Origin of the sequence: Pseudomonas sp. SWRI111, assembly GCF_014268555.1 — a bacterium.
GTDB lineage: Bacteria > Pseudomonadota > Gammaproteobacteria > Pseudomonadales > Pseudomonadaceae > Aquipseudomonas > Aquipseudomonas hamedanensis.
In genome coordinates this window covers 18,900-44,509 of sequence record NZ_JABWQQ010000032.1, presented here as the reverse complement: position 1 = coordinate 44,509, position 25,610 = coordinate 18,900, and the positions used below count along the sequence as shown (strand labels likewise).

Annotated in this window: 18 protein-coding genes and 2 riboswitches; of the genes, 11 read left to right on the top strand and 7 right to left on the bottom strand. The window is 61.8% G+C overall.

The window, feature by feature from the left end; translation table 11 throughout:
- Positions 1–202: 202 nt before the first annotated feature.
- From HU755_RS25140 to cobW, 5 genes are all read right to left on the bottom strand, one after another.
- Positions 203–1,762: a TerC family protein gene (locus HU755_RS25140; protein WP_186637649.1), complete on the bottom strand. Its 1,560-nt coding sequence runs from the start codon at positions 1,760–1,762 to the stop codon at positions 203–205.
- A 337-nt stretch (positions 1,763–2,099) separates the two neighbouring features.
- Complete coding sequence (locus HU755_RS25135) at positions 2,100–2,846, bottom strand: VWA domain-containing protein (RefSeq protein ID WP_186637647.1); 747 nt, start codon at positions 2,844–2,846, stop codon at positions 2,100–2,102.
- Positions 2,765–3,772, bottom strand: a complete 1,008-nt coding sequence (locus HU755_RS25130) for an ATP-binding protein (protein ID WP_186637645.1) — start codon at positions 3,770–3,772, stop codon at positions 2,765–2,767. The genes HU755_RS25135 and HU755_RS25130 overlap by 82 nt, the downstream gene beginning before the upstream one ends.
- A 144-nt stretch (positions 3,773–3,916) precedes the next feature.
- On the bottom strand, positions 3,917–7,765 hold the full coding sequence (gene cobN, locus HU755_RS25125; RefSeq protein ID WP_186637644.1) for a cobaltochelatase subunit CobN: 3,849 nt from the start codon (positions 7,763–7,765) through the stop codon (positions 3,917–3,919).
- Between the two features lie 3 nt (positions 7,766–7,768).
- Positions 7,769–8,839, bottom strand: coding sequence for a cobalamin biosynthesis protein CobW (cobW, locus tag HU755_RS25120; RefSeq protein ID WP_238350043.1), 1,071 nt, complete (start codon positions 8,837–8,839; stop codon positions 7,769–7,771).
- Between the two features lie 100 nt (positions 8,840–8,939).
- Positions 8,940–9,153: riboswitch (cobalamin riboswitch) on the bottom strand.
- Between the two features lie 298 nt (positions 9,154–9,451).
- On the opposite strand from cobW, the gene HU755_RS25115 reads away from it, so the two are divergent.
- From HU755_RS25115 to cobM, 10 genes are all read left to right on the top strand, one after another.
- Positions 9,452–10,252 carry a 2OG-Fe dioxygenase family protein gene (locus HU755_RS25115; protein WP_186637642.1) on the top strand — a complete coding sequence of 267 codons (801 nt, stop codon included), beginning with the start codon at positions 9,452–9,454 and terminating at the stop codon, positions 10,250–10,252.
- Complete coding sequence (locus tag HU755_RS25110) at positions 10,252–11,532, top strand: hypothetical protein (protein ID WP_186637641.1); 1,281 nt, start codon at positions 10,252–10,254, stop codon at positions 11,530–11,532. The genes HU755_RS25115 and HU755_RS25110 overlap by 1 nt, the downstream gene beginning before the upstream one ends.
- The gene (locus HU755_RS25105; protein ID WP_186637640.1) at positions 11,529–13,949 is read left to right on the top strand and encodes an ATP-grasp domain-containing protein; all 2,421 of its coding nucleotides are present in this window, start codon (positions 11,529–11,531) and stop codon (positions 13,947–13,949) included. Before HU755_RS25110 ends, HU755_RS25105 begins: the two co-directional genes overlap by 4 nt.
- A complete protein-coding gene (locus tag HU755_RS25100; protein WP_186637638.1) occupies positions 13,946–14,863 on the top strand; it encodes a sugar phosphate isomerase/epimerase family protein in 918 nt (305 codons plus the stop codon). Before HU755_RS25105 ends, HU755_RS25100 begins: the two co-directional genes overlap by 4 nt.
- Complete coding sequence (locus HU755_RS25095; RefSeq protein WP_186637635.1) at positions 14,853–15,551, top strand: AzlC family ABC transporter permease; 699 nt, start codon at positions 14,853–14,855, stop codon at positions 15,549–15,551. The genes HU755_RS25100 and HU755_RS25095 overlap by 11 nt, the downstream gene beginning before the upstream one ends.
- Entirely contained in the window at positions 15,538–15,864 is a 327-nt protein-coding gene (locus HU755_RS25090) for a hypothetical protein (RefSeq protein ID WP_186637632.1), read from the top strand. Before HU755_RS25095 ends, HU755_RS25090 begins: the two co-directional genes overlap by 14 nt.
- Before the next feature lie 33 nt (positions 15,865–15,897).
- A riboswitch (cobalamin riboswitch) is annotated at positions 15,898–16,119 on the top strand.
- Positions 16,120–16,240: 121 nt separating this feature from the next.
- Positions 16,241–16,438 carry a CbtB-domain containing protein gene (locus HU755_RS25085; protein WP_186546432.1) on the top strand — a complete coding sequence of 66 codons (198 nt, stop codon included), beginning with the start codon at positions 16,241–16,243 and terminating at the stop codon, positions 16,436–16,438.
- 11 nt (positions 16,439–16,449) lie between these two features.
- Entirely contained in the window at positions 16,450–17,139 is a 690-nt protein-coding gene (locus tag HU755_RS25080; RefSeq protein WP_186637652.1) for a CbtA family protein, read from the top strand.
- Positions 17,136–17,549: a cobalamin biosynthesis protein gene (locus tag HU755_RS25075; protein WP_186637629.1), complete on the top strand. Its 414-nt coding sequence runs from the start codon at positions 17,136–17,138 to the stop codon at positions 17,547–17,549. The genes HU755_RS25080 and HU755_RS25075 overlap by 4 nt, the downstream gene beginning before the upstream one ends.
- Before the next feature lie 78 nt (positions 17,550–17,627).
- Positions 17,628–18,374 (top strand): precorrin-4 C(11)-methyltransferase, encoded by a 747-nt coding sequence (gene cobM / locus HU755_RS25070; RefSeq protein WP_186637626.1) that lies wholly within the window; start codon positions 17,628–17,630, stop codon positions 18,372–18,374.
- A gap of 232 nt (positions 18,375–18,606) precedes the next feature.
- Here the strand turns inward: cobM and nfuA are convergent, their stop codons facing one another.
- Positions 18,607–19,191, bottom strand: coding sequence for a Fe-S biogenesis protein NfuA (gene nfuA, locus HU755_RS25065; RefSeq protein ID WP_003225494.1), 585 nt, complete (start codon positions 19,189–19,191; stop codon positions 18,607–18,609).
- Between the two features lie 234 nt (positions 19,192–19,425).
- Positions 19,426–21,720, bottom strand: coding sequence for a fatty acid cis/trans isomerase (locus HU755_RS25060; protein WP_186637623.1), 2,295 nt, complete (start codon positions 21,718–21,720; stop codon positions 19,426–19,428).
- A gap of 155 nt (positions 21,721–21,875) precedes the next feature.
- On the opposite strand from HU755_RS25060, the gene metH reads away from it, so the two are divergent.
- A complete protein-coding gene (metH, locus tag HU755_RS25055) occupies positions 21,876–25,586 on the top strand; it encodes a methionine synthase (RefSeq protein ID WP_186637620.1) in 3,711 nt (1,236 codons plus the stop codon).
- Positions 25,587–25,610 lie beyond the last annotated feature (24 nt).

Genomic DNA, 25,610 nt, shown 5'->3' with positions numbered 1-25,610 from the left:
CAACCCACAAAACCCATTGTAGGAGCGAGCCTGCTCGCGAAAGCGGAGTGTCAGTCACCAATGAACTGCCTGACCTGACGCCTTCCTGAGCAAGCCCACTCCCACAGGGCCTGAGGTGTCCGCGGGACTCAAGGCAACCCACAAAACCCATTGTGGGAGCCTGCTCGCGAAGCGCTGGGTCATGGACAAATCCACTCAGTCCTCAAGCAGCGTCACGCTCCAGCAATACTCGCGTCACCCGCCGTTCTTCAACCGCTTTGACGGTCAGTTGCCAGCCTTCGTACTCGAGTCTGTCGCCGGTCATCGGCAAACGATCCAGCAGACTCATCACCAACCCGGCCATGGTTTGATAGTCCTCGGTCGGCTCGGCGCCGAAGCCGGTGCGTTGGCGCACGCGGGCCAAGGGCAGCGCGCCGCTGACGAGGAACCCGCCGCGCTCTTCGACCACGTCCGGACCTTCGATTTCGCTGGCATCGGGTAATTCGCCGGCAATCGATTCGAGGATATCGGTCATGGTCAGCACGCCGACAAAATCACCGAACTCGTTGACCACAAAAGCAATGTGGGTCGAGGCCGCGCGCATCTGCTCCAGAGCATTGAGAATCGAGTAGCTGTCGAGCAGGTTGATGGTCTTGCGCGCCAAGTGCTCAAGGCTCGGCTCGTTACCGGCCAGATATTCCTTGAGCAGTTCCTTCTTGTGCACAAAACCCAACGGCTCGTCCACGGCGCCGTCACGAATCAACGGCAGCCGCGAGTAGGACGAATGCATCAGTTTCGTGCGAATCGCCTCGGCATCAGCAGCCAGATCAATCGCATCGACGTCGGCGCGCACGGTCATCAGGTTGCGAATTGGCCGCTCGGCCAGTTGCAACACGCCGCTGATCATCACCCGTTCGCGGCGGTCGAACAGCTCGGCCACCGGCGCCTCACCGTTGTCGAGCAGGTCGGAGATTTCCTCGCCGACCTCCTCCACCGCCAGCTTGCGACCACCGAGCAAACGCATCACCGCGTGCGCGGTGCGCTCACGCAGCGGACGCATGCCCTGCATCGAACGCTTGCGCCGCGCCCGGGCGATCTGGTTGAACACTTCGATCAGAATCGAAAAACCGATGGCGGCATACAGATAGCCTTTCGGGATGTGGAAGCCCAGGCCTTCGGCCGTCAGGGCAAAACCGATCATCATCAAAAAGCCCAGGCACAGCATGATCACCGTCGGGTGCGCATTGACGAAACGGGTCAGCGGCTTGCTGGCAACGATCATCAGGCCAATGGAGACGATGACCGCGATCATCATCACCGCCAGCTCGTCGACCATGCCCACCGCGGTGATCACGGCGTCGAGCGAGAACACGGCGTCGAGCACCACGATCTGCGCCACGATCGGCCAGAACAGCGCATAAGCGGTGTTGCTCGAACGCTCGCCGACATGGCCTTCAAGGCGTTCGTGCAATTCCATGGTGGCCTTGAACAACAGAAACACACCACCGAACAGCATGATCAGGTCGCGGCCGGAGAAGCTCTTGTCGAACACCTCGAACAACGGCTGCGTGAGCGTGACCAGCCAGGAAATGCTCGCCAGCAGGCCCAGGCGCATGATCAGCGCCAGTGACAGGCCGATAATGCGCGCGCGGTCACGCTGATGCGGCGGCAGTTTGTCTGCCAGAATTGCGATGAACACCAGGTTGTCGATACCCAGCACCAGTTCCAGCACGATCAGAGTCAACAAGCCCAGCCAGGCCGTGGGATCCGCTAACCATTCCATAAAACGTCTCGATCTCTCTTCAGTGAATTCAGAATGCCAGACACGGCAAAGCGCAACGCGAAGGCTCAAGAGCCGCGTTATCAACCATAGTCGGGAGTCGGAAAACCGGATGCTGCGAATGGATCAAGACCGCGCGAAGGCGCGCTGAAGAGTGCTGACTGGGAGGCTCCGAGAGGGTGTTCATGCAAATCCTGAATGAAAAATGGCCTTGGAGCGTACAAGCTCAAGGCACATTTTCCCCAGCGGCAAATCATTTCAAAATCTGTATAAGCAGTGGAAGTCGAGAATTTTCAGTGAGCAGGCTCGCTCCCACGGGGTTTAAGCGGCGCGGGGGTTATCAGCGTAAACCCAGCTCATCGATATGCTGATATTGCGCTTGCAGCGCGGTCGCCAGATCCTGCGCCCGGCCCAGGCGAATCGGCCCACGCTCGATGTCGATCAGCAATCCCGGGCACGCCAGTACAGGCAATCCCGACAGCGCTTTCAAGCGACCATCGGTCACGATCAGGCAGCGCTGCAGTTCGGCGGGACAGCGCTTGCGCCGCATCGCCAGCCATTGCTGCGCCTGCCCCAACGCCGCGAGCAACGGCGTGCCGCCGCCGGCGCCCAGGCCGTCGAGCCAGACGCGCAAGCCACTGGAGGCTTTCAGGCCTTGCACTTGCCATTTCGGTGTCGCACCACTGGCCGTCAACAAGGCCAGCCGCGCCCGCTGCCGATAGGCATCGTCGAACAATTGCGCGAGCAAGCCTTTGGCGTCGCTCAAGGCCTGATGGCGACGGGTCGAAGCCGAGGCGTCGACAATCACCAGCCACAGTTCCTGCGCCGAACGGGTCCGCATGTGCAGCAGCAGATCGTCGCGCGTCTGCGGTCGCCCGTTGAGCAGTGTGCCCGGCCAGTTGACCCGGCCGCTCAGAGCAGCATGACGTTTACCCTGGCGGCCGTTGCTCAGCCGACCGGCGCGGGGTCTGGCATCCGCCCCCACGTCGGATCGGGGGCGAATGCCTAGGGCTTTTTTGCCGGTGGCCAGCTCGGCACTTCGCGGCGCGCTCCGGTGGCCAGTGCGGGAGCCGGCATGTCGCCCCATAGCCCCTGCCCTTCGCTCGGCGCGGCGGGCGTTTCGGCCGGTGACGGTGCCGGTGGCTGAGGACTCGACGCCGCTTGCTCGCGACGCCGATGGCGCAGGGCGAACTCGGCGACGGCGTCGATATCGACCGCGCCTATGACGTCAGCCCCGCGCCATGCTGCGTGCGCGCGAGCAGCGCGCAACCACACCAGATCGGCGCGCAAGCCATCGACGCCAGCGGCGAAACAGCGCTCGGTAATCAGCGCCAATGCCGCATCGTCCAGAGGTATGTCGGTCAACCGCTTGCGGGCGGTTTCGCAGCGCGTGCGCAAGGCTTGTTGCTGGCTTTCCCACTGCGCGCAGAACGCTTGCGGATCATGATCGAAATCCAGCCGGCGGCGGATGATCTGCCCGCGCTCGGTGGGCGCCGTGTGGCCACTGAGCGCAACGTTCAAGCCGAAACGGTCCAGCAGTTGTGGGCGTAGTTCGCCCTCTTCCGGGTTCATCGTGCCGATCAGCATGAACTTCGCCGAATGCCGATGGGAGATGCCGTCACGCTCGATCAGGTTGGTGCCGCTGGCGGCGACGTCGAGCAGCAGGTCGACCAAGTGATCGGGCAGCAGGTTGACCTCATCAACGTACAACACGCCGCCGTCAGCCTTGGCCAGCACGCCGGGGGAAAACTGCGCTCGGCCCTCGCTCAAAGCGGCGTCGAGGTCGAGGGTGCCGACCAGGCGCTCTTCGGTTGCGCCCAGCGGCAAGGTGACGAACTGCCCGCTGGCCAGCAGATCGGCCAGGCCCCGGGCCAGCGTCGACTTGGCCATGCCACGCGGTCCCTCGATCAATACGCCGCCGATTTTTGGGTCGATGGCAGTCAGGCACAGGGCGAGTTTGAGGTCATCGGCGCCGACCACGGCGGACAGGGGGAAATGCGGGGTGTCGGTCATCAAGGGTTACTCGTTCATGGTCGGTGGAATACTTGTCTACTGTAGGAGTGAGCCTGCTCGCGATGGCGGTGTGTCAGTTAACTCGTTGTAAGCTGATGTGACGCTATCGCGAGCAGGCTCACTCCTACAGGGGATCGCAGTGGGTCAGGTGTCTTCTTCTATATCCAGCAGGAGGTTTTCCAGCGCTTCTTTGTAAGCCCCCGGCGCCTGCCACATCCCGCGTTGCTGCGCTTCGAGCATGCGCTCAGTCATATCCCGCAGCGCATGCGGATTGTGTTCACGAACAAAATCCCGGGTGGCCGGGTCAAGCAAATACGCATCCGCCAGCAACGCGTACTGATGATCGTCGATCAACTGCGTGGTCGCATCAAATGCAAACAGGTTGTCGACAGTCGCGGCCAGTTCGAACGCGCCTTTATAGCCGTGGCGCTTGACCCCGTCGATCCATTTCGGGTTCGCCGCCCGTGAGCGAATCACCCGGTTCAGCTCCTCCTTCAAGGTGCGGATTTTTGGCAGATCCGGCTGGCTGTGATCGCCGTGATAACTGCTCGCCGCCTCACCGCGCAGGGTTTCCACCGCCGCGAGCATGCCACCCTGAAACTGGTAATAGTCGTTGGAATCGAGCAAGTCGTGCTCGCGATTGTCCTGATTGTGCAGCACCGCTTGTACCTGGCTCAGGCGCTGGCTGAACTGCTCGCGGGCGGCGGTGCCTTCGTCGGAGCCGCCGTAGGCGTAAGCGCCCCAGTTCAGATAGACCTCGGCAAGGTCCTCGCGGGTCTGCCACAAACGGCCGTCGATGGCGCCCTGCACGCCCGCGCCGTAGGCACCGGGTTTGGCGCCGAAAATTCGCCAGCCGGCCTGACGCCGTGCGGTGTCCTCGTCGACGCCCGATTGCAATAAGGCTTCACGTTCAGCGCGCACCCTGGCGGCCAGCGGGTTCAAGTCGTCGGGCTCATCGAGTGCGGCAACCGCTTGCACAGCGGCGTCGAACAGGCGGATCAAATTGGCAAACGCATCGCGGAAAAACCCGGAGACGCGCAGCGTGACATCGACCCGTGGGCGATCGAGCAGGCTCAGCGGCAGAATCTCGAAATCATCCACGCGCTGACTGCCCGTGGCCCAGACCGGGCGAACACCCATCAACGCCATGGCCTGGGCGATGTCATCGCCGCCGGTACGCATGGTGGCGGTGCCCCAGACTGACAGCCCGAGCTGGCGCAAGTGGTCGCCGTGGTCCTGCAAGTGCCGCTCAAGAATCAGCGTGGCGGACTGAAAACCGATGCGCCACGCGGTGGTGGTCGGCAGGTTGCGCACGTCGACCGAATAAAAATTGCGTCCGGTGGGCAGCACGTCGAGACGACCGCGACTAGGGGCGCCACTGGGGCCGGCCGGGACGAAACGACCGCTCAGGGCGTCAAGCAGACCGCGCATTTCGGCGGGGCCGCAAGCGTCCAGGCGTGGGGCGACGATGTCACGCAGGTGGTCGAGGATTGCATTAACCTCAGCCCAACCCGGTCCCTGTAGGAGTGAACCTGCTCGCGATAGCGGAGTGTCAGCCAATATTGAGTCAACTGATACACCGCTTTCGCGAGCAAGCCCGCTCCCACACGGGTCGTGCAGTGCCTGGGCGATAAGCTGGGTGGCCAACAATTCAAGCCGTTCGCGAGTGTCGCCGGCGCTACGCCAGATTTCATCGCTGAGGGTTTGCAACTCAATGGGGCGCGGGCCGGTCCACGGATCGGCCAATGCGCAGTCGAGCGGATCAAAACCCAGTGCAAACGCCTTCGCCAGCGCCCGCAACAAACTCGACTGCGCGCCCTTGCCGTCGCCTCGTGGAATACGCAGCAGCGCGAGCAAGGTGTCGATGCGCAACCGTCCGCTCGGCGATTCGCCGAAAATGTGCAGACCATCGCGAATCTGCGACTCCTTCAAGTCGCACAAATAGGTGTCCAGACGGGGCAACCAGATCGCCGCGTCAGCGTCGCTGTCCAGTGCTGCATCCAGTTGCAGCTCACGGTCGATTTGCGTGTCACGCACCAGTTGCAGAATGTCGCGTTGCAGCTCTCGGGCGCGGCGCGGGTCAAGCAACTGTGCTTCGTAATATTCGTCGGCGAGCAATTCCAGATTGCGCAACGGCCCATAGGTCTCGGCGCGGGTCAGCGGCGGCATCAGGTGGTCGATGATCACCGCCTGCGTACGCCGCTTGGCCTGGGCGCCCTCGCCCGGGTCATTGACGATAAACGGATAGATGTTGGGCAAAGGTCCGAGCAGCGCATCCGGCCAGCACTGTTCCGAGAGGCCAACGCCTTTGCCCGGCAGCCATTCGAGGTTGCCATGCTTGCCGACATGGATCAGCGCGTGCGCGTTATAGGCGCTGCGTAACCAGAAATAGAACGCCAGATAACCATGGGGCGGCACCAGATCCGGGTCGTGATACACGGCGCTCGGATCGACCTGATAACCGCGCGCCGGTTGAATGCCGACAAAGGTCAGGCCCAAGCGCAAACCGGCAATCATCATGCGTCCGTCACGACACATCGGATCGTCTTGCGGCGCGCCCCAGCGCTCGACCACCGCAGCGCGATTGGCCGGCGGCAGTGCGTTGAACATCGTCAGGTACGCGTCCATCGCCAGGCTTTGCTGGCACGGACGCAGGTCGAGGCTGTCGAGGTCGTTGCTGACACCACCGAGCAACTGCTGAATCAACGCGGTGCCGCTATCGGGCAATTCAGCGGTGATCGGGTAGCCCTCGTCCCGCAACGCACGCAGGATATTCAGCGCCGCCGCCGGCGTATCGAGGCCGACGCCGTTGCCGATGCGGCCGTCGCGAGTCGGGTAGTTGGCAAGAATCAACGCGACGCGTTTTTCACCGTTCGGCACTTGTGCCAGATCGATCCAGCGCCGCGCCAATTCGGCGACAAAATCCATGCGCTCCGGCTGCGCGCGATAGCAGACCACATCCGACTGGCTGCGCTCGCTGCGCCAGGCCAGGTCCTTGAAGCTGATCGGCCGGCTGATGATGCGCCCGTCCAGTTCCGGCAAGGCAATGTGCATGGCCAGATCGCGCGGTCCCAGGCCCTGCTCGCTGTCGCGCCAGCCCGGCTCGTTGTCCTGCGCGCAAATCGCCTGAATCACCGGGATGTTGCGGCGAAACGGCCGCAGGTGCGGCGCCTCCGGGCTGGACTGGGCGAAACCGGTAGTGTTGAGGATCAGCCGCGCCTCGACGTCGTCCAGCCAGTCTTCGACCACTGCCAGGCAGCCCGGCTCTTTCAGACTGGCGACGGCGATCGGCAGCGGATTGAGTCCTGCGGCCTGCAAGCGCTGGCAGAAAACATCGATAAACGCCGTGTTGGCCGCTTGCAGGTGCGAGCGGTAGAACAGCACCGCCGCGACCGGTTTTTCAGGCAGCCATTCGGCTTGCCAGTCGCTCAGCGCGGCGGACGTTTTGTCGGGGTGGTAAATCGCCGTGCGCGGCAACGCTTGCGGTTCGGCCCAAGGGTAATCGCGGGCGAGCCAACGGCTGGCCAGACAACGGAAGAAATCCAGCGCATTGCCCATGCCGCCCTGACGCAAGAACTGCCAGAGGCGATCACGATCCACTGCGTCGACGGTACTCAGGTCGCTGAGCTCAGGGTCGGGCCGGTCGTCGCCCGGCACCAGAATCACCTGCACGCCCCGCTCGGACAGTTCAACCAGACGCTCGACACCATAGCGCCAATAGGCGATGCCACCGTGCAGCGAAATCACAATCACCTTGGCGTGGCGCAGCACCTCGTCGACGTACAGGTCGACCGACGCATGGTTCTGCACCTGCATCGGGTTGGCCAGGCGCAGGCTCGGGTAGTCATCGGGCAGTTGCCGGGCCGCTTCGGCGAGCAGTGCCAGGCTCGAATCGCCGCTGCACAGGATCACCAGGTCGGCGGGGGTTTGTCCAAGGTCGGCGATGTTGTCTTCCGAAACGAAACCGCCGGGCTGGGTCCTGAGCAGGTGCATGGATTAAACGCTGAGTGCGGCGCGCAATTGCGCTTCAAGTTGCACGGCGTCGAGTTGCTGACCGATCAACACCAGACGCGTCACCCGGGCTTCCCCGGCGCCCCACTGGCGATCGAAGTGCTTGTCGAAACGCGTCCCGACGCCTTGAATCAACAGGCGCATCGGCTTGTTCGGGATCGCCGCAAAGCCCTTCACGCGCAGGATGCCGTGCTGCACCACCAATTGGGTCAGCGCGTCGAGCAGCAAGCTTTCGTCAGCTTGCGGCAGTTCGATGGAGATCGAGTCGAAGGCGTCGTGATCGTGGTCGTCGTGATCGTCATCGCCGTCGTGGTGGTGATCGTGATGGCTGTGGCGGCTGTCGATGTGTTCTTCGGAACCGGCGCCGAGGCCGATCAGCACGTCCAGTGGCAGGCGTCCGTTGCTCGCTTCGACGATTTTTACCGCAGGCGGCAGTTCTTCGGCGACTTCCAGGCGTACACGCGCAAGGTCTTCAGGGCTGGTCTGGTCGGCTTTGTTGAGGATGACGAGGTCGGCGCTGGCCAGTTGATCGGCGAACAATTCGTGCAGCGGCGATTCGTGGTCCAGGTTCGGGTCAAGTTTGCGCTGGGCGTCGACCTGATCCGGGAACGCGGCGAAGGTGCCGGCGGCCACGGCCGGGCTGTCGACCACGGTAATCACCGCGTCAACGGTGCAGGCACTGCGGATTTCCGGCCACTGGAACGCTTGCACCAAGGGTTTTGGCAGGGCCAGGCCTGAGGTTTCGATGAGGATGTGATCGAGGTCGCCACGACGCGCCACCAGTTCGCGCATCACCGGGAAGAATTCTTCCTGAACGGTGCAGCACAAGCAGCCGTTGGCCAATTCGTAGACGCGGCCGCTGGCTTCTTCTTCAGTGCAGCCGATGGTGCATTGCTTGAGGATTTCACCGTCAATGCCCAACTCGCCGAACTCATTGACGATCACCGCGATACGACGGCCCTGAGCGTTGTCGAGCATGTGCCGCAGCAAGGTGGTTTTGCCCGAACCGAGGAAGCCGGTGACGATGGTGACGGGGAGTTTGGCCAGTGTTTTCATCGATATGCCCTTTGGCAAGCGGCGGGCATACGGGACGAGAACCGGCAACGCACGCGCGCGCCTGGAGAATTCGCCACCGGATCACCCCGCCCGGTTGAAAGTCAGAAATCTGTGACGAGGCAGGTCTCCTGGCTGACGGTGTTCAGGCCTTGGGCCTGGTATTCGCTGCGCCTTCCCGCTGGCTCCTTGCAAGGGGCCGGCAGTGGCGTGGCAGCGAACAGCACCGTTCACAGTTGCGGGGGCAGCCGCGGCTTTGACCGCGTTCCCTTCTTAGCTTCGGCACGCGCCGAAGAACCTCGAAAGCGCAAGGCTACGCATGCGCGGCAGGCGGGTCAATCTTTGCAATATTATCGCTATAGGGACATTAATCTTTCATATATGAATCGAGAACAGATCTCGACTAACACAAAATCTGTAAGCTATCTCTGACATATCAATCGGCCACCAACTAAGTGCAACTCGGCGGACACACTTGAAATAGAGCGTCTGAACACCTTAATTACATTTCTTTACAAAAACACAATTGATAAATTGATACAGGATATGAACCATGGGCCTCACATGGACTGCGCCACCACAAGAAAGGAATTCTTGCATGTCTGATTATTATCAGTGTTCCAGTCTGTTTATTCCTGTCCCTCAAACTTGTGTAGCAACAGCATGAGTGCCGGCCATGCATTACGGCATTCAGGCGATGCTGTATTAAAGGAACTTGCCGAACAACTGCGTCATCGCCATTACGTGCACAGTGATCAGTATCCGGCGGCGCAGGTTGCGAGGCTGGGGCGCGAAGATTGCCGGGCGTTCAATGCGACCTGGGAGCGTTTGCCTCGCGACGGGTATTTGCACGCGCAAAACGGTGTCCGCGAGCGGCGCATCTGCAAGTTCGAATATCGTCATCGGGCACACCAATGGACGCCGCTGCCCGACTGCCATTTTTTTCAGGCCCAGGCACACAACCCGCTGCTGGGCGGGGTGCAGCGCACTTACACGCGCAGCGAAGCGGCATTCATCGACTCCGCGGTTCTGCAAACATTGCTCGCCGCCGACCTGGCACTGATGGAAATGACCGTCGGCCCGCGTGACTGGCTGGTGACCTGCCATCAATTCCGCATCCTCTGCGATGAACGCAATGCCGGCCACGCCACCCCCGAAGGCCGGCATCGCGACGGGCACGATTTTGTCTTTCAACACCTGATTGAACGCCAGCAAGTCACGGGGGGCGAAAGCCGGATATTTGCGGAAGAAGGCGACTGTATATTCAGTGCAACTTTGACGGATTACATGGAAACCGTTGTTTTGAATGACCGAATACTTCTGCACGAAGTTTCACCGCTGCAAATATCAGGCATGCATTCGGATCGCGGCAGCCGCGACATGTTGATTATCGACTTCGACCTGGCGGACTATTAATGAATCATTCAAGCCATGCACTTTCAGTCGGCACACCCGGCGCACATGATTTTATTATTGAACAGTTCCAACAGGCCGGAGCGCGACGAACTTGTACCTTGTCGCTGACGGCCAATGAAAATATTTTGTCCGACACTGCGCGCACACTCGGCCAGAACCGGCATTACGAGCGTTACTTGTTCAACGCTCAAGCCATCGAAGGCCAACGCTATGCCGCTGAATTCAACGGCATGCAGATCGAGCATTTTCCCGAAGTCGAAACATTGAAGGCATTGGCGACCCAGGCCGTGCAGGCGATGTTCAACGCCCCTTTCGTCGAGTATCGCGTGTTGTCCGGCGTGCACTGCACACTGAGCGTGCTGGCCGCCCTGAGCGAACCGGGCGACGCCATTGTGTCGCTGGCACCCGCCAGCGGCGGACATTTTGCAACCGGGCCATTGGTGCAGAAAATCGGCAGGCACAGCGTGTTTTGCAGACTGACCGCTGGCGGGCAAATCGATCTCGAGGATTTCCGGCAACAGCTTCAAACCCTCGCGGCGCCCCCTGTTGCTGTGCTGCTCGACCACGGCCTGACCACCCGGGCGATCGCCCTTCAGCCGTTGCGCGCCTTGCTCGATCGCTGCGGCCTGCAACGCACGCTGATTATCTACGACGCCTCGCACACTCTGGGGCTGATCGCCGGTCAGGCCTTCCCCAATCCGCTGGACGACGGGGCCGACATTCTTCAGGGCAACACGCACAAATCCCTCGCCGGTCCGCACCGGGCGCTGATCGTGTCGCGGCGTGCCGACCTCGCCCGGCGGATCGAGCAGACCCTCAGCGGCGGGCTGGTGTCCTCGCCCAACCTGCCCGGCCTGCTGCAATTGTTCGTCACCCTCATGGAAACCCGCCAGTACGGCCAGGCCTACGCCCAACGCATGTGCGCCAACACCCGCCAGTTGCACGACGCGCTGGTCGGCATTCCAGGATGGACGCTGCACCCCACCGACACGCACCTGCTGTTGCTCGAAGGTGAACAGGCCCGGCAAGCGGCGCAACAGCTCAACGAACTGGGCATTCGGGTCAACAACAAACAGGTCAACGGCCGTGACTGCCTGCGCTTCGGCCTGCAGGAAATCACCCGGCTCGGTATCACCGGCGAGGACCTGGATGCCTTGGCGCACATCATCCGCAACGTCCTCAGCGGTGGCGCGAACGGCGTGGACCGCATCCGCCTCGGCCATATCTGTCAACGCCTGAACCGGATCCACTACAGCTTCGACCAGGAGACTTGCCAATGAGCGCGCCAGCCTGCCTGATTATCGGCAACATCCGCGACGGCGAATACGAAGGCCTGCTCGCCGAAGGCATCACGCCGCTGTTGATCGCCGACAGCCGCAAAACCAGCAAGATCGCCGACGCGAGCCGGATTTCGCCCGTGGCCCTGTACGATTTTTCCAAAGGGCTGAGCGCGGAACTGATTGCCCTGACGCAGCGCCTGCTCGACGAGCACCGGTTCACCAGCGTGCTGAATTTTCGCGAAGGCTATGTCGCCATCACCGCCCGACTGTGCGCGGCGCTGCCGGCCCTGGCGCATTTGCACCGGAACGTGGAAAACACCTTGGACAAGGTGCTGCAACGCCAACGCTTCCAGCAGTCGGGCAATCCCGATCTGCACGTGCTGTCGCGCGAGGTCCGCATCGACGAGCTGCTCGCGCGCCCGACGGAACTGCCCTACCCGTTCATTCTGAAACCGGCGAACCTCTACAGCAGCCTGTTTGTGCGCTGCCTCCACAATCCACAGGAACTGCTCGACTACGCCCGCCATGAATGGCCCGCGCTGCAGCGTTACGTGGCGGGCAAACAGCGTGAAACCGATCAGTTGCTGCTGGAGGAGTTCCTTCAGGGCTCCAACCACTCCATTGATTGCGCTATCGCGGCGGACGGCACGATCCACAGTTTTCCGATTGTCGACGTGATCGCCGGTGTCGATATCGGTCGCGCTGACTTTCACCACTTCGCCCGCTACACCCCGTCGACGCTGGCCGCCGATACCGCGTTGCAAGCGCGCTGCCAGCGCCTGTCCCATGACGCGGTGAAAGCGCTGGAACTGGCGGGTACGTTTGCCCACGTCGAATTCATTCTCACCGCCAACGGGCCGCGAGTTCTTGAGGTCGGCGCGCGCCCGGGCGGCAGCCGGATTCATGTCATTCGCCAGGCGTGGGGGTTGTCGCTGGACGTCTGTTATCACCGGGCACTCAGCGCGCAAACGCTGCCCCAGCCCCGCCAGACGCCCGCGCCGTTCGGCATCGCCACCCCCTTCGCCCGTGCAGACCGCTTCTATGACGGCCTGCACAACGCCGACCGCATCACCCGCCTGCCGGGCTTCCAGCGCTGGTACGCCTACGTCGATCCGGGCGACAGCATCGGCCCGGTCAGCCACGGTTTTCAGAACTATCTGTACATCGAGTTCAAGCAGCCCGACACCGCGAGCCTGCGTGAATCCTTGCTGGCCGTCGCTGACCTCGATGTCTACGGCGAAACTTCGGCGGCCGCGAGTGGCAAGCACGTCTTGCTCATCGGCGGGCGCGATTCGGGGCTGGATTGGGACACTGCGCGGCAACTGCGTTTTACCCTCGTTCAACCACCCGGCGAGGTCTCTGAGTACCAGCGCGAGCATGCAACGCTGGTGCTGACGCCGGACATCGCCGATCTCTCGGCCTATAGCGAAACCCTCGAGCGCTTGCACCGGCAGCGGCCATTCGCTGCCGTGGTGTCGTTCTCGGAGCTGGGCCTGTTGCCCGCCTCACAGCTCGGCGAACGGCTGGGCATCACTCACAACAGCTTGCGCAGCGTCGAAGTCAGCCGCGACAAGCTGCGCTTTCGCCAGTTGCTTCAGGGCAGCCGCTACGAGCTGCCGGCCGCAGCGGTGACCCGTGTCGAGGAGGTTCGCGCCTTCGTTCTGCGTCATGGTCCGGCCATCGTCAAACCCGTCAACGGCTCGGGCAGCCAGGGCGTTTATGCCATCAACCAACCGGAGGACGCCGAGCATCTACAGCTTCAAGGCGACAATCTGATCGAGGCTTTCGCTGGTGGCGATGAATACAGCGTCGAGTCGCTGAGCCTGGACGGCCGCCATCAAATCCTTGGTATCACGCGCAAGCACACCAGCGGCGCGCCGGGTTACGTCGAAACCGGGCATGACTTTCCGGCCGGGCTCGACAACGCCACGCGTGTACAAATCGAAGAAGCCGTGCTGTGGCTGCTCGAACGCATGGGCAACCGCTGGGGACCGGCGCATACCGAGGTCAAGCTCGACGGTTCACGCCTGCAGTTCATCGAAACCCAGACCCGCTTCGGCGGCGACCAGATCTGGGAAATGGTCTGGAAAACCACCGGCGTGCACCTGGCCGCCAGCACCCTCGCCGCCATGACCGGCATCGCGCTGCCGGCGCCGGAAAAGCACTACGTGAAAATGGCGATCCGCTACATCGAAGCGGACCCCGCCACTGACCCGCAACCGCTACAGGCACGTCTGCTGGAGCAACCCTTCGCCCTGCGCGCGAGCCTCAACCACGACAAGTTCGGCCACCCGATCCGCCGCTCCGCCGACCGTCACGGCTACGTGTTGCTGGCCTGTCGCGAGGCGGACGACCCGGTGCTGTTCAACGCCGCGATTTCCCACCCACCTTTCACTACGCAAGGACAGGCGCAATGACCACACAAGAGACGCTGTACCGCATCGATGGGCCGATCAGCGCTGATTTCCCGCTGATCTCTTTTTCCACCAACGTCTACGACAATCCGGCGGACATTTTCGGTTCGATCACCGATCTGGCCCGCTACTTCAAGGCCGTGGAATTCGAAATCGGCGAAGACGCCGAAAAGGTGTTCTGGTCGCTCAGCACCGAACAACGTGCGAACCTCGCCCGACAAATCCGCAGCTTCACCGAGCAGAACGGCATCACGCTGACGGTGCATGCCGGCTGGTGGGGTCGCAAGTACAACCTGTGTTCCGCGGATCTGGCCGAACGTGCGCAGGCCGTGGACTGCCTGAGCGCCGCCGTGGACTTTTCCCGTCAGGCCGGCGCCACCAGCGTCACCTTCCACCCCGGCTACAAGGATCAACTGGACAACCGCGAGCTGCTCGACAACCTGATCGCCGCCATCAATCAAGTCAAGGTGCGTTGCAATACGACTGGCATCGCCCTGTGCCTGGAAAACATGGGTGGTCAGCGGCCGAAATTCCCGGTTTTCACGGTCGAAGAACACCTGCGTTTCCACCAGCAAACCGGCTGCTTCGTGACCATCGATGTGACGCACCTGTGCTCACTACTGCCGTATGGCGACGAGCTGTTCGCCGCCATCGCCGCTCTCGCGCCGGTGACCCGCCATTTGCACATCGCCGACCTCAACGACACCCACCACCAGCACCTGCCGATCGGCGAAGGCAACCTGCGCCTGAGCGATGTGCTCAATCGCTTTGCAGTCAATGGCTATAGCGGGGTGGCGGTGGTGGAAGAGTTCATTCCGCGATTTTCCACCGAGTACTACCTGGAGAAAGCCCTGGCCTATAAAAACGGCGTGGAGAAGCTGCTCGCCGACGCGCGCCGCAGCACTCATGCCGGCTGAGTCCGCACTGGCAAAACCGGCGGCGCACAACGAGATTGCGACCGGCATTCGTGATGCGCTGCCGTTCGTCTTTTCGCTGCTGCTGACCTTCAGCCTGATCGGCATGCTCGGGCGCCGCCATGGCCTGGACTTGCCGGCCATGCTGGTGTTCAGCGGCACGGTGATGGCCTCGCCGCTGCAACTGACCCTGCTGGAAACCCCGGCGCATCTGCTCAATGCTTTCGGCGTGCTGGTGTCAGCACTGAGCATCAACCTGCGTTTTCTGGTGTTCACGCTGAGCCTGAAATCGAGCCTCGACGGCCCGATCAAAACATTCGTACCGGCGCTGGCGGTGATGGCTAACGCGGCCTTCACGCTGATGTCGATCCGCAAGGAACAGCAGCCGATCAGCCGCCCGTACGCCAACACCGTGTGCTTGTTGTTGTACGCCGCCGCGCTGCTCGGCACCGTGGTCGGTTATTGCTTCGCCCGCCTGGCCGACGACGCCTTGATGGACCATGCCAGCGTAGTGATTGCGATCTTTCTCAGCGCATCGCTGGGCAAGATGGCGCGCGACCGTCACAGCTTCCATGGACAATGGATTGCCGGTCTGGCCGCTGCCGCGAGTTTGCTCTGGCTAGGCGAAATCAGCCTGCTGTTGGTGTTGGCGGTCACAGTCCTGACGAGTTACGCCTATGACCGACCCTAGTACCTTCTGGCTGTACGTTGCGATCTGCGCGCTGGTGTCGGCGGTGTGCCGCTTGTTGCCGCTGGCGGTCAATGTCGAACGGCTGTCCGGCGGCGCCCGTGCCTTCATCGACCGGCTTGGCAAATACACCTCGGTGGCGATGCTGGTCAGCCTGCTGGCCGGGGCGCTGTATCCGCTGGCGACACAACAGGCGGCGGCCATGCCGTGGATCGTGCCGGTGGCGCTGGCCTGGCTGCTGAGCCTGACGCGACTGAAGTCTTACTATGCGTTTCTGATTGCTTTGGCGGTGTACGTGCTGCTCGCCCTGCGCTAGTCGTCGATTGACGGCGATCCCCGCCCATGCTCTCCTACACAACTTGTTACGGGTGCCCTTCACAGGGTGAAACGGGAAACCGGTGAATCATGTGCTTTACTTTCAAGCCATGTCAGTCCGGTGCTGCCCCCGCAACGGTAAGCGAGCGAAGCGTCAGATCCACTGTGCCCCGGCATGGGAAGGTGATGCTTGCAGGTCGGCTTCAATGCCACCCCCTCGTGAGCCCGGAGACCGGCCCGCAACACACAGTGCGCCTCGGCGTCACTGCACCAGACAAACCCGCGGTGGGCGGGCGCTGTTCGAACCTCTGCGGGCCTGACTCGCGGGGAGTCTGCATGCGTTCTGTTCACCCGCTGACACTTCAGAGGGAAGCGCCATGTCGATTATCAGCAGCACCGGCAACACCACGGACACCATCTCCAGCACCAGCACCCTGTCGCAACGCCTGATCGCCGCGCTCCTGGCGTCGATCCTCGGCGCCGGCCTCGTCTATTTCGCCGGGTTCTCGCACATCGAAGCGGTGCACAACGCCGCCCACGATACCCGCCACAGCGCCGCGTTCCCGTGCCACTGAGACCTGCCGAGATGATCAAGCGCATTGCCCAAACCGCAGGCTTCAGCGGCCTGCTGGCCGCCCTGCTGCTCACCCTGCTGCAAAGCTTCTGGGTGTCGCCGCTGATTTTGCAGGCGGAAACCTACGAGCAAGCAGAGCCTGTGGCCGAAGCTCACGAACACGCCGCCGGGGCTGCTGCTCATAGCCATGACAGCGAAGCCTGGGAGCCGGAAAACGGCTGGCAACGAGTGGTGTCGACCACGGGCGGCAATCTGGTCGTCGCCGTCGGTTTCGCCCTGATGCTCGCCGGGCTGTACACGCTGCGTGCGCCGACGAAAACCTCGCAGGGCCTGCTCTGGGGCCTGGCCGGTTACGCGACGTTCGTGCTGGCACCGACCCTGGGCCTGCCGCCGGAGTTGCCGGGCACTGCCGCGGCGGAGCTGGCTTCACGGCAGCTCTGGTGGATCGGTACGGCCGCCTCCACCGCTGTCGGCCTGGCCTTGATCGCGTTCAGCCACAACTGGCTGATGAAAGTCTTCGGCGTCGCCATCCTGCTGGTGCCTCACGTGATCGGCGCGCCGCAACCGCAGGTGCATTCGATGCTCGCCCCACAAGCATTGGAAACTCAGTTCAAGATTGCCTCGCAGTTGACCAACGTCGCGTTCTGGCTGGCCCTGGGCCTGATCAGCGCCTGGTTGTTCCGCCGCAAAAATCCGGCATGAATGACGCCAGCACGGCGCCGACCCTGGTGGTCGGCCTGGGCTGCCAGCGTGGCTGCACGGCCGCCACGCTGCGCGCGCTACTTGATCAAGCGTTACAGGCGCATCGCATCGAACTGCGAGCGGTCAAGGCGCTGGCCAGTATCGACTTGAAGCGCGACGAACCGGGTCTGCTGGAACTTGCCAGGCAATTGGACCTGCCCCTGCAATATTTCAGCAGCGCCGAACTGGCCGCTTACCAGCCGCGCCTCAGCCATCAATCTCAGATCGCCTACGAGCGAACCGGCTGTTACGGGGTCGCGGAAAGCGCCGCGCTGGCGCTTGCCGAACGGCTGATTCAGGGCCCGGCGAAACTGCTGATTGCCCGGCAAAAATACGCTCAGGCCACACTGGCGTTGGCCGGCGCTGCCTAAAACCTCGATAATCTCCGCTTTCGATCATGAGCATTGTTCATCTGCGTGCTCATCACTGCGCTTTCACAGGATTGCACCATGACCGTTTACTTCATCGGCGCCGGCCCCGGCGACCCGGAACTGATCACCGTCAAAGGCCAACGGCTGATCCGTGACTGCCCGGTGATCATTTATGCAGGTTCGCTGGTGCCGGCGGCGGTGCTTGAAGGCCATCGCGCCGAAACGGTGGTCAACAGCGCTGAACTGCACCTGGAACAAATCATCGACCTGATCAAGTCTGCCTATGACCGAGGCCAGGACGTGGCAAGGGTGCACTCCGGTGATCCGAGCCTCTATGGCGCGATCGGTGAGCAGATTCGCTGCTTGCGCGAACTTGGTATTCCCTTTGAAATCATCCCTGGTGTCACCGCGACAGCTGCGTGTGCGGCCTTGCTCGGTGCCGAACTGACCCTGCCGGACGTTTCGCAAAGCGTGATTCTGACGCGTTATGCCGACAAGACCGCCATGCCGGCGGGCGAAGCACTCGGCAGCCTCGCGCAGCATGGGGCGACCATGGCGATTCATCTGGGAGTCAAGCATCTGGAGAAAATCCTCGCCGAGCTGCTGCCGCATTACGGCGCGGACTGCCCGATTGCGGTGATTCACCGAGCGACGTGGCCGGATCAGGATTGGGTGGTGGGGACGCTGGCGGATATCGCCGGGAAAGTCGAGGCCAAGGGTTTTCGACGCACGGCGCTGATCCTGGTCGGGCGAGTGTTAGGCAGTGAGGTATTCAGCGAGTCATCGCTGTATCGCGCCGGGCATGCTCACCTCTATCGCCCATGAGGACCCCTTCGCGAGCAAGCTCGCTCCCACATTTGACCGCATTCCAAATGTGGGAGCGAGCTTGCTCGCGAAGGCATCATTGAAGAAGGTTTGTGGCGAGGGAGCTTGCTCCCGCCTGACTGCAAGGCAGTCACAATCCGGTCGACACCTTTCCACGGTGAAAGGTTTGTCCGGTTTGGGATCGCTGCGCGATCCAGCGGGAGCAAGCTCCCTCGCCACAGGAACGCCTTACTCAGTAGTAGGCGTTTTCTTTTTGCGTGTGGTCAGTCACGTCGCGCACGCCCTTGAGTTCGGGGATACGCTCGAGCAAGGTGCGCTCGATGCCTTCCTTCAAGGTGACATCGGCCTGGCCGCAGCCCTGGCAACCGCCACCGAACTGCAGGACAGCGATGCCGTCTTCAACCACATCGATCAGGCTGACCTGGCCGCCGTGGCTGGCCAGCCCCGGGTTGATTTCGGTTTGCAGGTAATAATTGATGCGCTCGTTGACCGGGCTGTCGGCGTTGACCATCGGGACTTTGGCGTTAGGCGCCTTGATGGTCAGCTGGCCGCCCATGCGGTCGGTGGCGTAGTCGACGACGGCGTCATCGAGAAACGCTTCGCTGAACGAGTCGATGTACGCGGTGAAGCTCTTCAGCCCCAGCGCGGTGTCTTCGGGTTTCTCTTCGCCCGGCTTGCAGTAGGCAATGCAGGTTTCGGCGTACTGGGTGCCAGGCTGGGTGATGAAGACGCGGATGCCGATACCCGGGGTGTTCTGCTTGGAGAGCAGATCGGCCAGGTAATCGTGGGCGGCGTCAGTAATGGTAATAGCGGTCATGGAAACTCCTCGCAGGCTTGGGCGCAGTTTACGCCAATCATTGCGCCGGACAAAGTCCTAGTATTTTTGTCGGGAAAGATTCTCGATAGTTCACCCTGCATCCCCTGTGGGAGCGGGCTTGCTCGCGAAAGCGGTGGCGCATACAAGGATGATGTTGCCTGATAGCGCGCCTTCGCGAGCAAGCCCGCTCCCACCGGTTCTGTTCCGAATATCCCATTTAGCGGTAGCGATGACTCACAGGTTCTCGTACCGATTCATATCCAGCACGCCCTCCTCCACGGGATCGGTCTCATGGAGGTACTGGCTCAAGTCGTGGAAGTAGAACCAGAATTGCGGATGACTGCGACGAATCCCCCAACGCTCGACGATTTTCTCGAAACGGTTGGCGTCTCTGGCGTTTTCCATGGCATCGACGAAGGCCGGCACTTGCTCGGCCGGCACGTTGAACATGAAGTTCGGGTAACTGCTGAGCACACCCGGGTAAATCGTCAACGTGTCCAACCCTGGCTGATAGCGCAATGATTCGCCGAGCAGGAACGCCACGTTGCTGTGGGCACGATTACGCACCAGGCTGTAGACCTCGCGTTTGCCGCTGGCGGTTTCGACGCGCAACATCGTCGCTTCCGGCAACAGATCAATGACTTTCAATCCCGCTGCCGGACGCGAGGCCAGACGACTCAAGGCCTGCTCCGCATTTTGCAGCGCCGGGTCGATATTCGGTCGTGAGCAATAGGCGCCGTCGCAGCGGTTGATCGGATCCGGCCGGGCATTGAGATCGCCATAGCGCGCCAGCAACTGCCGGGCAAAATCGCGTTTCGGATTTTTATCGTCGAGTTTCAGCCCGGTCGGCTTATCGTCGTCGATGGCTTCGTAGTCGAGCCACATCTTCAACTGCCCGCTGTTCTGATACCAGTCGTTGAGGTAATCCTCGCGGGAATCGGCCGGCATCAGGCGCAGGAAGTTCTGCTCGGCGCCGTTGCGGATCAGGTCGAAATACAACCGCGTCTGCGCCTGATGGGAGACGTTGCCGAACACATCGAAGTTGACCGCCAACTGATAATAGGTGCGTTCCAGCAGCGGATAGTCGAACAGCCACATCGTCTGCGGCACGTCACCGATCAGGCCTTTGGTCACCGACGCACTGTCGAAGTGGCGGAAGATGCTCAGCAGCGCATTGTCGTTGCCGGCCCACAGGGTCGACCAGCTCGGCGCCGGCAGGTCGGCGTAGCTGTCGCGGCGCAGGACTTCGTATTCGTTGCGCTTGTCGCGGTAATTGCGCCACAGGCTCAAGATGCTGCCAACATCGTCGTTCTGCCCGGGCATGGCCAGCAACGGCGTGGCCTGGCCGCGGTAGTTGGGGTCGGTGATGTACAAGTCATGTTCCGGGGCCTGGAACAGCGCCCAGAAATTGTCGCGGATCACATCGGTCGCAATCTGCCCACGACACACCGGCCCGCGAATAAAGGTACGCACAAAATACTCGGCGTTATCGAGCATGAACTGATAGCGCGCCTGCGCCGGGATCGCCTCGAATGTGGCAAACGGATTGGCCCGGCTCTGCGGGCCATAACCCGGCAGCGCGCTGACTTGCCAGTTGCCGCTGTAGAACAGGCTTTTGATCCGCGCCATTTTCGCCGCGCTCAGCGGATAAGTGATGTGCGTCTTGTGCACGATCACCCCTTGCACCGGCCACAAGCGGTAATACACCTGAGTGCCCGGGTCGTCGTTGGGACGACGGGTGGCGATCAGGTCGATCGGCTGGCCGCTCGGCGTGCGCGAACGCACCCACTGGAAATAACGCCCAGGCGCGCCGTCCTTGAAATAGATGTGCGCCAGATACCAGTGCTCGTAGAGCCAGCGGCCCACCAGACTTTGCCGTGCGCCCGGGGCGTTGAGCAGATTTTCCCACTGCACGATCTGCATCGCCTCTTGCGCGCTCGGCGCCAGGTTTTGCTCGTCAATCGGCGCACCGGACGCCAGCCAGCGCTGCAAAGTCTGATATTGCTGATCGGACAATCCGGTGACGGCCAGCGGCATGCCTTCCTTCGGGTGCGCACTGGCATACGCGTCAAACTCGCCGGGCATCGCGCACAGATTATTGCGGTTGAGCCCCAGAACAATGTCTTGCGGCAACTTGGCATTCGGCGTCAGCGGCGTCTTGTGACCCAGCTCCAGCATGCGCGCCATCAGTGCGGCCTGGCTGCCTTGGGCATCGAGCACCGAGTAGAAGTCTTTTTGCTGCCAGGCGCGTTTGCCAAAAGCGTCGTAGAACAGTCGCGTGGTCGGCGCGGCCTGCGTGCGTTCGCCGTCATACACCGGCATCTTGCTCGCGCCACGGGCGGCGCCTTCGCCACTGCCCAGGTTGAGCTGGCAGGCCGAGTCGTAGCAGGCGTGGCACGCGACGCACTTCTCGGTGAAGATCGGTTGGATATCACGGCTGTAGGAAATGGAGGACGAGATCGCAGGATCTTGCGCCGCAGCGCCCCCGCTCAGGACCAGCAACAGAAAACTGATGACGCGGTACGGCATGCTGCTGATCCCGATTGTGAAAAAAGGCGGCGATTCTACCGTTATGACGGCCGTACCAACATGAGCGATATTCATGCAAAAGCCGAACATGCTCTAAAAGCGCACAGGTTTGTTATGATCCCGTTCCTTCGTAATGGTCTTTCCGAGTAGTCCACATGTCCGATCGCAGCGTCCGCCTTCAAGCTCTCAAGCAAGCCCTCAAAGAGCGCATCCTGATTCTCGACGGCGGGATGGGCACGATGATCCAGAGCTACAAGCTCGAAGAGCAGGATTACCGCGGCAAACGCTTCGCGGACTGGCCAAGCGACGTCAAGGGTAACAACGACCTGCTGGTGATCACCCGTCCCGACGTGATCGGCGGCATCGAAAAAGCCTATCTGGACGCCGGCGCCGACATTCTCGAAACCAACACCTTCAACGCCACGCGCATTTCCATGGCCGACTACGGCATGGAAGAGCTGGCGTATGAGCTAAACGTAGAAGGCGCACGGCTGGCGCGCAAGATCGCCGACGCCAAGACTGCCGAAAACCCGGCCAAGCCGCGTTTCGTCGCCGGCGTGCTCGGGCCTACCAGTCGCACCTGCTCGCTGTCGCCTGACGTCAACAACCCCGGCTACCGCAACGTGACCTTCGATGAGCTGGTGGAGAACTACACCGAAGCCACCAAAGGCCTGATCGAGGGCGGCGCCGACCTGATCCTGATCGAGACGATCTTCGACACCCTTAACGCCAAAGCCGCGATTTTCGCCGTGCAGGGCGTGTTTGAAGAGCTGCACATCGAACTGCCGATCATGATCTCCGGGACCATCACCGATGCGTCTGGCCGAACCCTCTCCGGCCAGACCACCGAAGCGTTCTGGAACTCGGTGGCCCATGCCAAGCCAATTTCGGTCGGTCTGAACTGCGCCCTCGGCGCCAGCGAGCTGCGTCCGTACCTGGAAGAGTTGTCGAACAAGGCCAGCACCCACGTTTCCGCACACCCGAACGCCGGCCTGCCAAACGAATTCGGCGAGTACGACGAGCTGCCGGCGCAAACCGCCAAAGTCATCGAAGAGTTCGCCCAGAGCGGCTTCCTCAACATTGTCGGTGGCTGCTGCGGCACCACGCCGGGCCACATCGAAGCCATCGCCAACGCGGTCGCCGGTTATGCGCCGCGGCAAATTCCGGACATTCCCAAGGCCTGCCGCCTGTCGGGCCTGGAGCCGTTCACCATCGATCGCAACTCGCTGTTCGTCAACGTCGGCGAGCGCACCAACATCACCGGTTCGGCAAAATTCGCCCGTCTGATCCGTGAAGACAACTACACCGAAGCCCTGGAAGTCGCCCTGCAGCAGGTCGAGGCCGGCGCGCAGGTGATCGACATCAACATGGACGAGGGCATGCTCGATTCGAAGAAGGCCATGGTGACCTTCCTCAATCTGATTGCCGGCGAGCCGGACATCTCGCGCGTGCCGATCATGATCGACTCGTCGAAATGGGAAGTGATCGAAGCCGGCCTCAAGTGCATTCAGGGCAAGGGCATCGTCAACTCGATCAGCATGAAAGAAGGCGTCGAGCAATTCATCCATCACGCCAGACTGTGCAAGCGCTATGGCGCCGCCGTGGTGGTGATGGCGTTCGATGAAGCCGGTCAGGCCGACACCGAGGCGCGCAAAAAGGAAATCTGCAAGCGCTCCTACGACATTCTGGTCAACGAAGTCGGCTTCCCGCCGGAAGACATCATTTTCGACCCGAACATCTTCGCCGTTGCCACCGGTATCGAAGAACACAACAACTATGCCGTGGACTTCATTAACGCCTGCGCCTACATCCGCGACGAACTGCCGTACGCGCTGACGTCCGGCGGTGTGTCCAACGTGTCGTTCTCGTTCCGCGGCAACAACCCGGTGCGCGAGGCGATCCATTCGGTGTTCCTGCTGCACGCCATCCGCGCGGGCCTGACCATGGGCATCGTCAACGCCGGCCAGCTGGAGATCTACGATCAGATCCCGGTCGAGCTGCGCGACGCCGTTGAAGACGTGATCCTCAACCGCACGCCGGAAGGCACCGACGCCCTGCTCGCCATCGCCGACAAGTACAAGGGCGACGGCAGCGTCAAGGAAGCAGAGACTGAAGAGTGGCGCAACTGGGACGTCAACAAGCGTCTGGAGCATGCGCTGGTCAAAGGCATCACCACGCACATCGTCGAAGACACCGAAGAATCGCGCCAGTCGTTCGCCCGTCCGATCGAAGTCATCGAAGGTCCACTGATGTCCGGCATGAACATCGTCGGTGACCTGTTCGGCGCTGGCAAAATGTTCCTGCCGCAGGTGGTCAAATCCGCCCGGGTGATGAAGCAGGCCGTGGCTCACTTGATCCCGTTCATCGAACTGGAAAAAGGCGACAAGCCGGAGGCCAAGGGCAAGATTCTCATGGCGACCGTCAAGGGTGACGTGCACGACATCGGCAAGAACATCGTCGGCGTGGTACTCGGTTGCAACGGCTACGACATCGTCGACCTTGGGGTAATGGTGCCGGCCGAGAAGATTCTGCAGGTCGCCAAAGAGGAGAAATGCGACATCATCGGCCTCTCCGGCCTGATCACGCCATCGCTGGACGAAATGGTCCACGTCGCTCGCGAAATGCAGCGCCAGGATTTCCACCTGCCGCTGATGATTGGTGGCGCAACGACTTCCAAAGCGCACACCGCCGTGAAGATCGAGCCGAAGTACAGCAACGACGCAGTGATCTACGTGACTGACGCCTCGCGCGCCGTGGGCGTGGCAACGCAGTTGCTTTCCAAGGAATTGAAGGCCGGTTTCGTCGAGAAAACCCGCCTGGAATATATTGATGTTCGCGAGCGCACTTCCAATCGCAGCGCGCGCACCGAGCGTTTGAGCTACGCCGCCGCCATCGCCAAGAAACCGCAGTTCGACTGGGCCAGCTATCAGCCGGTCAAACCGACCTTTACCGGCAGCAAAGTGCTGGACAACATCGACCTCAAGGTCCTGGCCGAGTACATCGACTGGACGCCGTTCTTCATTTCCTGGGATCTGGCCGGCAAGTTCCCGCGCATCCTCGAAGACGAAGTGGTCGGTGAAGCCGCCACTGCGCTGTACAAGGACGCCCGGGAGATGCTCGCCAAGCTGATCGACGAGAAGCTGATCAGCGCCCGCGCCGTGTTCGGTTTCTGGCCGGCCAACCAGGTAAACGAAGACGACATCGAGCTGTACGACGATGACGGCAAGCCAATGGCCAAACTGCATCACCTGCGTCAGCAGATCATCAAGACCGACGGCAAACCGAACTTCTGCCTCGCCGACTTCGTCGCGCCGAAGGACAGCGAAATCACCGACTACGTCGGCGGCTTTATCACCACCGCCGGCATTGGCGCCGAAGAAGTCGCCAAGGCCTATCAGGACGCTGGCGACGACTACAACTCGATCATGGTCAAGGCCCTCGCCGACCGTTTGGCCGAGGCCTGTGCCGAATGGCTGCACCAGCAGGTGCGCAAAGAGCATTGGGGTTACGCCAAGGATGAGACGCTGGACAACGATGCACTGATCAAAGAGCAATACCGTGGCATCCGCCCCGCTCCCGGTTACCCGGCCTGCCCGGACCACACCGAGAAAGCCGCGCTGTTCACCCTGCTCGACCCGGAAGCGGCCGAGATGCGCGCCGGGCGCAGCGGCGTGTTCCTCACCGAACACTACGCGATGTTCCCTGCTGCCGCGGTCAGTGGCTGGTACTTCGCCCATCCACAGGCGCAGTATTTTGCCGTCGGCAAAATCGACAAGGACCAGGTGCAGAGCTACACCTCGCGCAAAGGTCAGGAACTGAGCGTGACCGAACGCTGGCTGGCGCCGAACCTGGGTTACGACAACTGAGGTGTGCCAGGCCCGGGAGCGGCG

Coding starts and splice junctions, on each gene's coding strand:
- HU755_RS25140 (WP_186637649.1), bottom strand. CDS start 1,762: ATGGAATGGTTAGCGGATCCCACGGCCTGGCTGGGCTTGTTGACTCTG.
- HU755_RS25135 (WP_186637647.1), bottom strand. CDS start 2,846: ATGGGGCGACATGCCGGCTCCCGCACTGGCCACCGGAGCGCGCCGCGA.
- HU755_RS25130 (WP_186637645.1), bottom strand. CDS start 3,772: ATGACCGACACCCCGCATTTCCCCCTGTCCGCCGTGGTCGGCGCCGAT.
- cobN (WP_186637644.1), bottom strand. CDS start 7,765: ATGCACCTGCTCAGGACCCAGCCCGGCGGTTTCGTTTCGGAAGACAAC.
- cobW (WP_238350043.1), bottom strand. CDS start 8,839: ATGAAAACACTGGCCAAACTCCCCGTCACCATCGTCACCGGCTTCCTC.
- HU755_RS25110 (WP_186637641.1), top strand. CDS start 10,252: ATGAATCATTCAAGCCATGCACTTTCAGTCGGCACACCCGGCGCACAT.
- HU755_RS25105 (WP_186637640.1), top strand. CDS start 11,529: ATGAGCGCGCCAGCCTGCCTGATTATCGGCAACATCCGCGACGGCGAA.
- HU755_RS25100 (WP_186637638.1), top strand. CDS start 13,946: ATGACCACACAAGAGACGCTGTACCGCATCGATGGGCCGATCAGCGCT.
- HU755_RS25095 (WP_186637635.1), top strand. CDS start 14,853: ATGCCGGCTGAGTCCGCACTGGCAAAACCGGCGGCGCACAACGAGATT.
- HU755_RS25090 (WP_186637632.1), top strand. CDS start 15,538: ATGACCGACCCTAGTACCTTCTGGCTGTACGTTGCGATCTGCGCGCTG.
- HU755_RS25085 (WP_186546432.1), top strand. CDS start 16,241: ATGTCGATTATCAGCAGCACCGGCAACACCACGGACACCATCTCCAGC.
- HU755_RS25080 (WP_186637652.1), top strand. CDS start 16,450: ATGATCAAGCGCATTGCCCAAACCGCAGGCTTCAGCGGCCTGCTGGCC.
- HU755_RS25075 (WP_186637629.1), top strand. CDS start 17,136: ATGAATGACGCCAGCACGGCGCCGACCCTGGTGGTCGGCCTGGGCTGC.
- cobM (WP_186637626.1), top strand. CDS start 17,628: ATGACCGTTTACTTCATCGGCGCCGGCCCCGGCGACCCGGAACTGATC.
- nfuA (WP_003225494.1), bottom strand. CDS start 19,191: ATGACCGCTATTACCATTACTGACGCCGCCCACGATTACCTGGCCGAT.
- HU755_RS25060 (WP_186637623.1), bottom strand. CDS start 21,720: ATGCCGTACCGCGTCATCAGTTTTCTGTTGCTGGTCCTGAGCGGGGGC.
- metH (WP_186637620.1), top strand. CDS start 21,876: ATGTCCGATCGCAGCGTCCGCCTTCAAGCTCTCAAGCAAGCCCTCAAA.